Source organism: Pseudomonas sp. AK181 (assembly GCF_051122975.1).
Lineage (GTDB): Bacteria > Pseudomonadota > Gammaproteobacteria > Pseudomonadales > Pseudomonadaceae > Aquipseudomonas > Aquipseudomonas lactis.
Genome location: NZ_CP146348.1, coordinates 3,576,997 through 3,592,156, shown reverse-complemented (window position 1 = coordinate 3,592,156; position 15,160 = coordinate 3,576,997). Strand labels below are relative to the sequence as shown.

Here is a 15,160-nt window from a genome sequence, read left to right as displayed (position 1 = left end):
ACCATGCTTTCCAACCCAAATATCGACCTGGTGTCGCGCTTTCTTCGCTTGCCTCTGGAGCAGCGCCAGCAGTTTTATCAGCGCCTGCAAACCCGGGGCATGAGTTTCGCTCAGCTGCCGATTGCCTCGGTGCGCGAGGCCGGCCAGGCTACGCCGCTGTCCTATGCCCAGGAGCGCCAGTGGTTTCTCTGGCAACTGGACCCAGAAAGCACTGCTTACCATATTCCTGGCGTATTGCGCCTCAGCGGCAGTTTGGACAAGCAGGCGTTGCAGCGCAGTTTCGACAGCTTGCTGGCGCGCCACGAAAGCTTGCGTACGCGCTTGAATCTGGACGGCGAAAGCCGCTCCCAAGTGGTACTGGAACATGCGCACATAGAGATGGCTGAGCGCGCTGTGAACGAAGCGCAGTTGCAGGCCAATGTGCAGGCAGAAATTATGCGGCCATTCGATTTGCGGCACGGTCCGTTATTGCGGCTGAGCTTGTTGCACCTGAGCGAACGCGAACATGTGCTGGTGCTGGTGCAGCACCACATTGTCTCGGATGGCTGGTCAATGGGGATCATGGTGCAAGAACTGATGCAGTTCTACGCTGCGTTCAGCCAAGGCCTTGAGTGTCAGTTGGCGCCGTTGTCGATCCAGTATGCCGACTATGCCCTGTGGCAGCGCAGCTGGATGGAAGCCGGAGAGAAAGCGCGTCAGCTTGCTTATTGGTGCCAACAGTTGGGTGGCGCGCAACCGGTGCTGGAGTTGCCTTTGGATCATCCGCGGCCAGCCCGGCAGAGTTACCGGGGCGCACGCCATGATGTTGTGCTGGAGCCTGCATTGGCCGCCAGCCTCAAGGCCTTGGCGCAACGCGAGGGCGTAACCCTGTTCATGCTGTTGCTGGCTTCGTTCCAAACCTTGTTGTATCGCTACAGCGGTCAATCCGATATCCGTGTGGGTGTGCCTAACGCCAACCGAAACCGTGGCGAGACTGAGGGCCTGATCGGCTTCTTCGTCAATACCCAGGTGATCAAGGCTGATATGGATGGGCAGATGACGTTCAGTCAGTTGCTGGCCCAGGTCAAACAGCGTTCGCTGGAGGCTCAGAACCACCAGGACCTGCCGTTCGAACAACTGGTGGAGGCGTTGCAACCTGAGCGCAGCCTGAGCCATAACCCCTTATTCCAAGTGATGTTCAATCACCAGGTCCAGGGGCGCGCATCCACTGGCGGGCATCTATTGCCGGGCCTGGCCGTGCAGGCGCTGTCGTTCCAAGAGCAGAGTACGCAGTTCGACCTCAGCCTGGACACCGAGGAAGTCGATCAAGGACTCTGCGCCTCATGGACTTACGCCACCGACCTGTTTGAACCGGCCACCGTGGAACGCATGGCGCTGCATTGGCAAACGCTCCTGCATACGCTCGCCAATGCTGGGCAGCAGCGTATCGACCAGTTGGGGATGCTGGCCAGTCAAGAGCAGCGGCAACTGTTGGGCGACTGGAACAACAGCGCCGCCGCGTCAGAAGTTGCAAGCTGTGTTCATAGCTTGTTTGAAGTGCAGGCGCAGCAGCGGCCGGAGGCCGTCGCGCTCTGCCTTGACGATCAGTCGCTTACCTACGCCCAGTTGAATCGCCAGGCCAACCAGTTGGCCCACTACCTCATCGGCAAGGGCGTCGGCCCCGAGGTGATGGTTGGGGTCGCGGTAGAGCGCTCGTTAGCCATGATCATTAGCCTGTTGGCGGTCCTCAAGGCCGGTGGTGCGTATGTGCCACTCGATCCGCAATACCCACGCGAGCGCCTTTTGCACATGCTGCAAGACAGTGATGTACGTTTGGTGCTGAGCCACTCCACGCAGCAGCTGGCGTTGCCTGGTGATGTTGCACGGTTGGACATAGATCGCGCCGAAGAGGCGTTGCAACGCTGTGCGCAAAATGACCCGCAGGTGACAGTGGACCCACTGAACCTCGCCTATGTGATTTACACATCCGGCTCCACCGGCAAACCCAAGGGCGTGGCGATCAATCATGCGGCGCTGACTGAGTTTTCCAGCATCGCCGCCGATTATTCCCGTCTGGTGCCTGATGATCGCGTGCTGCAATTCTCGACCCTGAACTTCGATGGCTTCGTCGAGCAGCTTTACCCGGCATTGACCCATGGGGCCACCGTCGTCTTGCGTGGTGCCCAATTGTGGGACAGTGCACGGCTATATGCAGAAATCATCGCTCAGGGCATTACCCTGGCGGACTTACCGACAGCCTATTGGAACTTGTTCCTGCTTGACTGCCTGGCGGCGGGGCCACGTTCGTATGGCGCGCTGCGTCAGGTCCATATTGGTGGCGAAGCGATGCCGCTGGAAGGCCCGGCTCAATGGTTGAAAGCCGGTCTGGGGCATGTACGGCTGCTCAACACCTACGGCCCGACCGAGGCTACCGTGGTCTCAAGCGTACTGGACTGTACGACGGGTGAAGACATCGTTGGCGGCACAGCCAGTCCGATTGGCCGCTCGCTACCGGGCCGTGGGTTGTATGTGTTGGACCGCGACCTGAACCTGGCGCCACTGGGTGCAGTGGGTGAGTTGTATATCGCCAGCCAATGCGGCCTGGCCCGTGCTTACCTGAACCGCCCGTCGCTGACCGCCGAACGCTTTGTGCCTAACCCATTGGGTGGCGGCGGCGCTCGTCTGTATCGCACCGGCGACCTGGCGCGTTGCCGCGCTGACGGTGTTATCGAGTATGTAGGCCGGGTAGACCACCAAGTAAAAGTTCGCGGTTTTCGCATCGAGCTTGGAGAGATCGAAGCGCTATTGCAGGCCCAGAAGGGCGTGCGTGAAGTCCTGGTTCTGGCGGCCGGTAACCAGCTGGTTGCCTATTTGGTGGCCGACCCCCAAGACGCCGACGCACTTAAACGCGTGCTACGCGAGCAACTGCCTGATTATATGGTGCCAGCGCATCTGATGTTCCTGGAACACATGCCGCTCAACCCCAACGGCAAGCTCGACCGCCAAGCCCTGCCCAAACCGGATGCCAGCCAGTTACAGCAGGCATGGGTCGCACCGGTGACTGCGCTGGAACAGCAAGTGGCGGCCGTGTGGGCCAAGATTCTGGGCGTCGAGCGAGTGGGGTTGACGGACCATTTCTTTGAAATGGGTGGGCATTCGTTGCTGGCGATGCAAGTCATCTCGCAGTTGCGTCAGTTGTTTGGGCGTGATGTGCCGCTGCGCAGCCTGTTCGAGCAGCCGCGTCTGCAAGGCTTTGTGGCCAGCGTGGTGGCTGACAAGGCGCACGCAGCGCCGTCGGCGCCGCCGATGCGAGTGGCCAATCGTGATCAGCCGTTGCGATTGTCATATGCCCAGGAGCGCCAATGGTTCCTGTGGCAACTGGACCCTGACAGCGCGGCTTACCATATCCCCAGCGCATTGCGCCTGCACGGCCAACTCGATATTGCTGCCTTGCAGCGCAGTTTTGATGCCCTGGTGGCACGCCACGAAAGCTTGCGCACACATGTGCAGCAGACGGACGAGGGGGCAGTGCAGGTCATTCAAGCGTGCGCCCCTGTCTCTATCGTGTTGGCCGAGGTGGAAGAGGCCGATGTGCAAATGCGGGTCGAAGCGGAGATCGCACGGCTGTTCAATTTACAGCAGGGGCCGATGTTGCGCGTGACCTTGCTGCGCCTGTCTGCGCAGGAACATGTACTGGTGTTGGTGCAACACCATATCGTTTCCGATGGCTGGTCGATGCAAGTCATGGTCGAGGAGTTGATGCAGTTGTACGCCGCTTACAGCCAAGGCCGGGACCTGCAACTGCCGCAACTGCCGATCCAGTACGTCGACTACGCCCTATGGCAGCGCGACTGGATGGAGGCCGGGGAACAGCAGCGGCAACTGAGCTATTGGCGTGACTTGTTGGGCGGTGAACAGCCGGTCCTTGAGTTGCCGTTCGATCATCAGCGTCCGGCCCAGCAAAGCCATCGCGGTGCACGTTTGGAGGTGTTGCTGCCGGCCACGCTCGCTGCAGACCTTAAAGGGGTGGCCCAGGCTGAAGGCGTGACGATGTTCATGCTGCTGCTGGCTTCCTTCCAAGCCCTCTTGCATCGTTACAGCGGCCAGCAAGACATCCGCGTCGGTGTGCCGATTGCCAATCGAAACCGGGTTGAGACCGAGCGTCTGATCGGCTTTTTCGTCAATACCCAAGTGCTCAAGGCTGACATTGACGGGCACACCACCGTGCGCGAGTTACTGGCTCAGGTACGTCTGCGCGCCTTGGAAGCCCAGGCTCATCAGGACCTGCCGTTCGAGCAACTGGTGGAGGCGTTGCAACCGGAGCGCAGCCTGAGCCTCAACCCGCTGTTTCAGGTGATGTTCAATTACCAGGCCGACGGACCCACCGTCGATGCGCCGACATTCACGCAACTGCGTTTCGAAAACCTCACTTGGGAAAGCCGCACGGCTCACTTTGATCTGGACTTGGATGCTCATGACAGCCGTGACGGGCTTTGGGCCTCCCTGGGTTACAGCACCGATCTGTTTGACGCTGCCACCATCGAACGCATGGCTCGTCATTGGCAAAACCTGTTGCGGGCGTTGGTTACCGATCAGCAGCAGACGATTGGCCAGTTGAACCTGCTCGGTGCCGACGAGCAACAGCACATTCTGCAGCTTTGCAATCGTACCGACTCAGGCTTTTCGGCCCAGCGCCTGGTGCACGAGCTGGTGGCCGACCGTGCCCGTGAGAATCCGGCAGCAATCGCCGTGAAATTCGACGCGCAAACCCTGACTTATGGCGAGCTGGATCGCCAGGCCAACCGCCTGGCCCATGCCCTGGTTGCCCGTGGCGTTGGCCCGGAAGTGCGGGTGGCCATCGCCATGCCGCGCAGTGCCGAGAGCATGGTGGCGTTCCTGGCGGTGATGAAAGCCGGTGGCGTGTATGTGCCGCTGGATATCGAATACCCACGTGATCGCCTGCTGTACATGATGCAAGACAGTCGTGCGCAATTGCTGCTGACCCACAGCCGTGCGTTGCAGCAGCTGCCGGTCCCCGAGGGCCTGGATACCCTGGCGATTGATCGCACGGAAGAATGGGCCGGTTACAGCGATACAGCGCCGGATGTGGCGCTGGACGGCGACAACCTCGCCTACGTTATCTACACCTCCGGTTCCACCGGTTTGCCCAAGGGCGTGGCGGTGTCCCACGGGCCGTTGGTGGCGCATATCATCGCCACTGGCGAGCGTTATGAAACCTCACCAAGCGATTGCGAACTGCACTTCATGTCGTTCGCCTTCGACGGCTCCCACGAAGGCTGGATGCACCCGCTGATCAACGGCGCCAGCGTGTTGATCCGTGATGACAGCCTATGGCTGCCGGAATACACCTACGAGCAGATGCATCGCCACAACGTGACCATGGCGGTGTTCCCGCCGGTGTACCTGCAACAGTTGGCCGAACACGCCGAGCGCGACGGCAACCCGCCGGCGGTGCGGGTGTATTGCTTCGGTGGTGATGCCGTTGCTCAAGCCAGCTATGACCTGGCGTGGCGCGCGCTGAAACCCAAATACCTGTTCAACGGCTACGGGCCTACCGAAACCGTGGTTACGCCGCTGCTGTGGAAGGCACGCAAAGGCGACCCCTGCGGCGCTGTCTATGCGCCCATCGGCACCTTGCTGGGCAACCGCAGTGGCTACGTGCTGGATGCGCAACTGAACCTGCAACCCATCGGCGTGGCCGGCGAGCTGTACTTGGGCGGCGAGGGCGTGGCCCGGGGTTACCTGGAGCGTCCGGCACTGACTGCCGAGCGTTTCGTACCGGACCCGTTCGGCAAGCCGGGCAGTCGCGTGTATCGCAGCGGCGACCTGACGCGTGGGCGTGCGGATGGCGTGGTGGATTACCTGGGGCGTGTGGACCACCAAGTGAAGATCCGGGGTTTCCGTATTGAGTTGGGTGAGATCGAAGCGCGTCTGCGTGAACAGGACAGCGTGGGCGAAACCGTAGTGGTCGCCCAAGAGGGGCCGAATGGAAAGCAACTGGTGGCCTACGTGGTGCCTGCCGCCACTCAAGCTAACGAGGTTGAGTTCCGTGATGCCTTGCGTCGTGTACTGAAGGCTCGCTTACCGGACTACATGGTGCCGGCGCATTTCATGTTTCTGGCACAAATGCCGCTGACGCCCAACGGCAAGCTCGACCGCAAGGGCTTGCCACAGCCGGATGCCAGCCAATTGCAGCAGGTGTATGTGGCGCCACAGAATGGGTTGGAACAGCAGATTGCCAGCCTCTGGGCCGATGTACTGCGCCTGCCGCGTGTGGGGTTGAATGACAACTTCTTCGAGTTGGGCGGCGACTCGATCATCTCGATCCAGGTGGTCAGCCGTGCCCGACAGATCGGTATTCGCTTCACCCCCAAGGATCTGTTCCAGCATCAAACGGTACAGAGCCTGGCGGCCGTCGCTCAGACAGGTGGGCAGGGGCTCATCATCGAGCAAGGCTTGGCCACGGGTGAAGCACTGCTGTTGCCGATTCATCAGTACTTTTTTCAGGAAGATATTGCCGAACGTCACCACTGGAATCAGTCCGTGGTGCTACGCCCCGGTACACGGTTGGATGAAGCGACCTTGAACGCTGCGTTGTTGGCGTTGATCGAGCATCACGACGCATTGCGCCTGAGCTTCAGTCAGTTATCGGGCCATTGGAAGGCTGAGTATCGCGATGTAGCCTCATACGGCGATCTGCTCTGGCACAGGCACTTGGAAACTGTTGGGGCGCTTGAGTCTCTAGGCCGGGAGGCACAACGCAGTCTGGACTTGGCGCAAGGACCGTTGATGCGTGCGGTGCTGGTTGAGTTGCCGGATGCGTCCCAACGACTATTGCTGGTGATCCATCACCTGGTGGTGGACGGCGTTTCGTGGCGCATTCTGCTGGAGGACCTGCAGACCGCCTATACCCAGCGTCAAAGCGGGCAGGCAATTGTATTGCCGGCCAAGACCAGTTCAACCCAGGCCTGGGCAAAATGCTTGCAGGCCCATGCACAGAGCCCGGCATTGCAGGAAGAGCTGCGATTCTGGCAAACACAATTGCAGGGCACCGATGCCGGTTTGCCATGCGACAACCCGCAGGGTGGCCTGAATAACGCGCTGGCAATTTCTGTGACCACCCACCTGGATCAGTCCTTTACCCGTCGCCTCTTGCAAGAGGCGCCAGCGGCGTATCGCACACAGGTCAACGATTTGCTGTTGACCGCCTTGTCCCGCGTGATTACCCGCTGGACAGGCAGTGATTCGCTACTGGTCAAATTGGAAGGCCATGGCCGTGAAGATCTGTTCGACGATATGGACCTGACCCGCACTGTCGGCTGGTTCACCAGTATGTACCCATTGGCGTTGACGCCTGCGGCGAACCTTGCGGATTCGATCAAGGGGATCAAGGAGCAGTTACGCGCGGTGCCGGACAAAGGCATCGGCTTCGGCGCGCTACGCTACCTGGGTGATAATCATGCTCGGCAGGTGTTGAGCGGGCTGGCACAGCCGCGCATTACGTTCAACTACTTGGGCCAGTTCGACGGGACCTTCGAAGAGGATGCCACGGGGGCCTTTTTTACTCCGACGGGCGAGGAGGCTGGGCCTGAACAAAGCGAACAGGCCCAGTTGGGTAACTGGCTGGAGATTAACGGCCAGGTCTACGGCGGTGAGCTGAACCTGAGTTGGAGCTTTAGCCGTGAAATGTTCAGTGAAGCCACTGTGCAGCGGTTGGCTGACGCGTACGCACAAGAACTCAAGCAACTGATCGAGCATTGCTGCCTGTCATCCCATCAGGGGGCGACGCCGTCCGACTTCCCGCTGGCCGCGCTCACTCAAGCGCAACTGGAGCAGTTCGAATTGGCGGGCGCCGAAGACGTCTATCCGTTGTCGCCCATGCAGCAAGGCATGTTGTTTCACGCGTTGTATGAACCGCAGGCGGGTGATTACGTTAACCAGATGCGCGTGGACATAGATGGCTTGGATGTTCCGCGCTTTCGCGATGCCTGGCAGGCTGCGTTGGATAACCATGACATCCTGCGTACTGGCTTTATCTGGCAGGGCGGCCTGGAGCATCCGTTGCAAGTCGTGCATCGCCACGTGCAGTTGCCGTTTATTGAAACCGAATGTCCTGAGGGCGCCGGGCAGCAGCAGATGCTGGACCGTCTGGCCGACGCGCAACGCGTACAAGGTTTCAACCTGGAGCATCCGCCGCTGGTGCGTATCGCACTGGCCCACACCGGGCCGCAGCGTTGTCAGTTGATCTACACCAGCCACCATATTTTGATGGATGGCTGGAGCAGTTCCCAGCTGCTCGGCGAAGTACTGGAGCGTTACGCAGGCGTGACTCCGCAAGCTCAGCTCACGCGCTACCGCGACTTCATCGAGTGGGTGCAGTCCCAGGATAAAACCCTGCGCGAAGCCTTCTGGAAGACGCAACTGGCCAATCTGGACGAACCGACACGGTTGTTCCAGGCACTGCCGCGCAACAAGGAGCAGACTGCATCGTGCCTTGGGGAGTACGCGCATGAGCTGCAAGTGGCGCAAATGACCAAGCTAAAAGCATTTGCCCAGGGGCAGAAGATTACGCTCAACACCTTGGTGCAATCGGCCTGGCTATTATTGTTGCAACGCTACACCGGGCAGGACACCGTGGCCTTCGGTGCCACCGTCTCGGGACGTCCCGCGGACCTGCGCGGCGTGGAGCAGCAGGTCGGTTTATTCATCAATACACTGCCGGTTGTGGCAACACCTCGGCCAGACATGACCGCGGCGCAATGGATGCAGCAAGTCCAGCGACAGAATCTTGCATTGCGCGAGCACGAGCACACGCCGTTGTTCGAGCTACAGCGCCTGGCCGGATTGGGCGGTGAGGCGTTGTTCGACACCATTCTGGTGTTTGAGAACTATCCCGTATCAGAGGTCCTGGAGCAGGGGGCCCCGCTGGGGGTTCGGTTCGGCGAGGTGAAGAGTCGCGAGCAGACGCATTACCCCTTGTCGATTGCCGTCGGTTCCGGTGAAACGCTTAGCCTGCACTACACCTATGACCTTGGCCAAGTCGCGGCGACTACGGTTGAACGCCTGCATCAGCATTTGCTGCATCTGATCATGACAATGGTTGCCAGGCCGCAGGAGGCGCTGGCGCAATTGACGCTATTGACAGCGCCGGAGCACCGGGCGCTGATGGCGCAAGGCAATGGAGTGGTCAATAGCGGCTCTTACAGTCTTGTCCAGCACCAATTCGAGCAGCAAGTACGCCGTACGCCAAAGGCAATCGCAGCGATCTTTGACGACCAGCAATTGACCTACGATGCGTTGAACCGGCGCGCCAACCGCCTCGCGCACGGATTGATAAAACAAGGTGTGGGTCCTGACTCGCTGGTGGGTATCGCCCTGGAGCGCTCTTTCGACATGCTGGCGGGTTTGCTGGCGATTCTCAAAGCTGGCGGCGCGTACGTGCCGCTTGACGTGGACTATCCGCAAGAACGCCTCGCCTACATGCTCAAGGACAGTGGCGTTAAATGGCTGCTGACTCAGTCGGACCTGGACCTACCGCCGGCTGAAGGCGTGCAGTGCCTGAGCCTGGACGGTGATCAAGCTTGGTTGAGTGCCGGCGGCGATGCCGATCCGCAGGTTGCAGTGAGCGGCCAGAACCTGATGTATGTGATTTACACCTCAGGCACCACTGGCAACCCTAAAGGGGTGGGGGTGACACATGACGCATTGGCACAACGTCTGGCGTGGATGCAGGAAACCTACCATTTGCAGGCCGACGATGTGTTGCTGCAAAAGGCCCCGATGAGTTTTGACGTATCGGTATGGGAGTGTTTCTGGCCATTGATCAGCGGCAGCCGGCTGGTGATAGCGGCACCGGGCGAACACCGGGACCCGGTGCGCCTGATGGAGTTGATCCAGGCATTCGGCGTAACCACGTTGCACTTCGTCCCCTCGTTGCTGCAGCTGTTCATGGACACGCCGGGTGTTGCGCAGTGCGTGCATGTGCGCCGAATGTTCTCTGGTGGCGAAGCGCTGAGTGCTGAACTGCGCAATCAAATCCTGCGGACCCTTCCGGCCGTTGAGCTGCACAATCGTTACGGCCCGACTGAAACGACGATCAATGCAACGTGGTGGGCATGCTCTTTGGAGGACGGCGCGCGTTCGCCGATCGGCCGGCCCTTGGGCAATGTGGTTTGTCGGGTCTTGGACGGTGACCTGAACCCGGTGCCTGCCGGCGTTGCCGGAGAATTGTGCGTTGGCGGAGAAGGCTTGGCTCGCGGTTATCTCGGGCGTGCGGGGCTTTCGGCCGAGCGTTTTATTGCCGACCCATTCGGCAGTGCGGGAGGGCGCTTGTACCGCACAGGCGACCGAGTGCGCTGGGGGGATGATGGCGCCTTGGAGTACCTGGGACGCCTGGATCAGCAGATCAAGATTCGCGGCTTCCGTGTGGAGCTGGAGGAAGTGCGCGCCTTGCTGCTGCGTCAGGCACAAGTGGCGCACGCCGAAGTGATTCTGCGCTCGGGCAGCGGCGGCGGCCAATTGGTTGGCTACTACGTTGCCCAGCCGTCGGCCTCTGACGAACCCGAGCACAACCAGACACTGCGCGACGCCCTGCAGGCACAACTGCCGGACTACATGGTGCCCAAATACTTCGTGCGCCTACCCAGCATGCCGTTGAGCCCCAGTGGAAAGCTGGACCGTAAAGCGTTGCCCGAGCCTGGTAACCAAGTATCGCAGAGCGAGTATGTAGCACCTCAAAGCGATCTTGAGAAACAGTTGGCAGGGATCTGGCAAGACGTGCTGGACGTCGAACAGGTAGGGCTCAACGACAATTTCTTTGAGCTGGGCGGGCACTCGCTATTGGTGATCAATGTGATGTCACGCATTCAGTTGGAATTGGGGGTGAAGATCAGCGTGCATGAGCTGTTCCAGCATGCTCAGTTCAAACTGCTGGCAGACCACCTGCAGGGGCAGGGCACCAGTGTCAGTACAGAAAAACTGTCGTTCCTGGATTCGCTCCTCGACGAAATGGAGGAGGTGTAATGGATAGCCAGATGGCTCAGAAAATCATGAAGCGCTTTATCGGCCTGGGGCTGGAGCAGCGCAAGGTTTATCTGCAGAGGATGTTGCAGGAGGGTGTTTCACCGGCGAACCTGCCTATTCCGCAAGTGCGGCTTGAAGCTGCTGCATTGCCGCTCTCGTACGCCCAGGAGCGTCAGTGGTTCCTCTGGCAGTTGGACCCGCACAGTGCCGCTTATCATATTCCCAGTGCCTTGCGACTCAAGGGACGCCTGGATATCGCCGCGCTACAGAAGAGTTTTGAATACCTGATCGCGCGACACGAAAGTTTGCGCACGCGGTTTCGTCGGGTCGGTGAGGTCACGCAGCAGGCGGTGCTGCCAGGACTTTCGATCGTCCTGGCACCTGAGGAGGTCGATGAAGGCCACCTCAAAGCGCGGATTGAACAAGAGATTGCGCGGCCCTTCGATCTGGAACAAGGCCCGCTGTTACGCATCACGTTGCTGCGCCTGGCCGAGGAGGAGCACGTGTTGGTGCTGGTGCAGCACCACATCATCTCCGACGGCGGTTCGATGCAAGTCATGGTGGAAGAAGTGGTGCAGGCGTATACCGCTCTTAGCCACGGACATGGGATTGACTTGCCCGCCTTGCCGATCCAGTACGCAGATTACGCCCTCTGGCAGCGCAGTTGGATGGAAGCAGGGGAGAAGGAGCGGCAACTGGAATACTGGTTCAAGCTGCTCGGTGGTGAGCAACCCGTACTGGAGTTGCCGTTGGATCGCCCGCGTCCTGCTGTACAGAGCTATCGCGGCGCGTCCCTGGAGCTGGTACTGGATGACGCACTGGCTGCGGGTGTCAGAACTCTGGCCCAGCGCGAGGGGGCGACCAGTTTCATGTTGCTGCTCGCGTCCTTCCAGGCGCTGTTGTATCGCTACAGCGGGCAGCGGGATATCCGTGTAGGTGTACCGACAGCGAACCGTAACCGGGTGGAGACGCAGCGTCTGATCGGGTTCTTCGTCAATACCCAGGTGTTGAAAGCCGATATCGACGAGCACACCACTGTTCTGACGCTGTTGCGCCAGGCTCGTCAGCGGGTACTCGAGGCCCAGGCGCATCAGGACTTACCCTTTGAACAGTTGGTTGAAGCACTGCGTCCTGAGCGTAGCTTGAGTTACAACCCGTTGTTCCAAGTGATGTTCAATCATCAGAACCGAGGGGCCGGCAGCGACAGCGAGGCACAGGCATCCAGTCTCATACTGGAAGGGTTGGAGTGGGAAAGCCGCACGGCGCAGTTCGACCTCAGCTTGAATGTCTGCGAGGAGGGTTCGAGTATCCAGGCTTCATTTGGCTATGCGACCGACCTGTTCGAGGCCACAACCATCGAACGCATGGCGCATCACTGGCAGCGCCTATTGAATGAAATGATTGCGGCGCCGCACGCTTCGATCAATTCGCTGGCACTGCTGGATGCCCAAGAGCGTTGGCAGATGGTCGATGCCTGGAATGCCACCGCCACTGATTACCCTCTCGAGCAGGTGCATCATTGCTTTGAAGAGCACGCCGAACGTACTCCGGACCGGCCTGCCCTGGTGTTTGGCACAGAACAATTGACCTATGCGGCCTTGAATCATCGCGCAAACCGCCTGGCCCATGCCTTGATCGCTTACGGTGTCGGCCCCGATAGTCTGGTGGGCGTGGCGATGGAGCGCTCCGTTGAGATGGTCGTGGCCTTGATAGCCATCCTCAAGGCCGGGGGCGCCTATGTGCCTGTGGACCCGCGCTATCCCCAGGAGCGTCAGGCCTACATGCTTGAGGACAGTGGGGTAGAGCTGCTGTTGAGCCAGTCGCACGTGAATCTGCCGACGGCCGACAATGTGGTGCGTATTGACCTGGATCTTGATGACGCCTGGCTGAGTGCATACAGCCAGGTGAACCCCGACGTGGCGGTCGGCGGTGAAAACCTTGCCTATGTGATCTACACCTCGGGTTCGACCGGCAAGCCTAAAGGCGCGGGAAATAGTCATTCAGCCCTGGCCAATCGCTTGTTTTGGATGCAACAAGCCTATGCATTGGACGCCAGCGATACCGTGCTGCAGAAGACACCGTTCAGCTTTGATGTGTCGGTGTGGGAGTTTTTCTGGCCTTTGCTCAGCGGCGCCCGATTGGTGGTGGCGCTGCCCGACGATCATCGCGATCCGAGAAAGTTGGTCGACCTGATCGTGCGCGAACGTGTCACGACGTTGCACTTCGTGCCGTCGATGCTGCAAGCCTTCTTGCAGGACGGCCAAGTGGGGCGTTGCACCAGTGTACAGCGCATCATTTGCAGCGGTGAGGCACTTCCCGTCGACGCGCAGTCCCAGGTATTTGCGAAGCTGCCCAAGACCCGGTTGTACAACCTCTATGGCCCCACGGAAGCGGCCATCGACGTCACCCACTGGACCTGTGTCGATGAGGGCAAAGATGCCGTGCCCATTGGCAAACCCATCGCAAACCTGGGTTGCCATGTACTGGACGCTAACCTGGAGCCTGTCCCCGTCGGCGTGCTCGGCGAGTTATACCTGGCGGGGAAAGGGCTGGCGCGCGGATATCACCGTCGGCCTGCGTTGACGGCCGAGCGTTTTGTCGCGAACCCTTTCGGGGTGGGGCAGCGGATGTATCGTACCGGCGACCTGGCGCGCTACCGCCCTGATGGGGTGATCGAATACGCCGGGCGTATCGACCATCAAGTCAAGCTGCGTGGCCTGCGCATCGAGCTGGGTGAGATAGAGGCACGCCTGCTTGAACATCAACTGGTGCGTGAAGCGGCAGTCGTGGCGCTCGATGGCACTCAACTGGTTGGGTATGTGGTACTTGACGAGACTGTGCCTCAGTGGCGTGAAGCCCTTGGCGGCTATTTATCAATCCACCTGCCGGCCTTTATGGTGCCCGCCCAATGGGTGTTGTTGGAGAAAATGCCGCTCAGCCCCAACGGCAAACTGGAGCGCAAGGCGCTGCCGCGTCCTGAAGCGGGTACAGAGCACCGCGACTATGCGCCGCCGCTCACAGCGCTGGAACAACAGGTGGCGCAGGTTTGGCAGCAAGTGCTGGGTGTTGAGCGTGTGGGCCTTGACGATAACTTCTTCGAGCTGGGTGGGCACTCGTTGCTGCTTCTGGTGGTGAAAGAACGCCTGGCTGCTCACTGCGGGTTGGTGCTCACGGTCAACCAACTGATGACACGCCCCACCGTCAGGGCTCTGGCAAGCGATGCACCGGATGGGGTTCATCATTCGCTGATTGTTGATCTGAACGGCCATCAGGGTGGCCCGTCATTGTTCCTGTTTCATCCAAGCTTCGGTTCGGCACACTGCTATAAAGCCATTGGCATGGCGCTGCGCCTGGAGATGCCGGTACGCGGCGTCATTTGCCGTGCATTGGTTGATCCGTTGAGCGAAGTGCCGACCTGGGATGCGATGGTCGACGAATATGCCCGGCAGCTTCAGGTGGCTCAGCCGCAGGGGCCGTATTACCTCGGAGGTTGGTCGCTGGGAGGCAATCTGGCGTTGCAGGTGGCGGCGGTCCTAGAAGAACAGGGCGCCGAAGTCGCGTTTGTGGGGTGTATCGATGCGCCTCCACCCTTGCGTGTCACGGCGTTCTGGGAAAGGGAAAAATCCTTGAGTCCCATTGCCGAGCCAGCGGCAATCAGCGATACGTTAGTGGACCGGCGTGTGGCATTGCTGGCGGTGATGTTCCCTGATGCTGCACAGGCCATTGCCCATGCCTGGCGGGATGTCGAGCACGGCGGCGCCACAGCTGCTCAACAGTGGGCGATGTTCTGTGAGTGGGCCGATGCGTTCCTGGGCGAGACGTTCACCAGCCTGCGCAGTGAGTTGCAGCAGGGTGGGGAGCTGGATGTTTCATGGGCTTTGAAACTTGCGCTGGATGAGCGATTGAAAGAGGCCGACTACGTGAGCATTGCCGCGCCAGTGAGCTGTTGGTGGGCCGCTCAAAGCAAGTCCGAAGTGGATCGCCACATTATTGGCACGGCGCTTGAAGCAGGCATTGGCCATGGGGTTGAGGCTTCGGTGGTGATCGATACGACCCATGACAAGATCGTCCACAACCCTGAGTTCATCGCTTCGTTTGTATCCGCGGTAAAGCGCGTCATACGCAAGTGAGGCCTGGC

2 protein-coding genes are annotated in these 15,160 nt (G+C 60.0%); both read left to right on the top strand.

Going from position 1 to position 15,160, the window contains the following annotated elements; translation table 11 throughout:
* The first annotated feature begins 3 nt into the window (after positions 1–3).
* Entirely contained in the window at positions 4–11,022 is an 11,019-nt protein-coding gene (locus V8689_RS16270; RefSeq protein ID WP_434520572.1) for a non-ribosomal peptide synthase/polyketide synthase, read from the top strand.
* Complete coding sequence (locus V8689_RS16265) at positions 11,022–15,152, top strand: amino acid adenylation domain-containing protein (protein WP_056783822.1); 4,131 nt, start codon at positions 11,022–11,024, stop codon at positions 15,150–15,152. The genes V8689_RS16270 and V8689_RS16265 overlap by 1 nt, the downstream gene beginning before the upstream one ends.
* Positions 15,153–15,160: the final 8 nt, after the last annotated feature.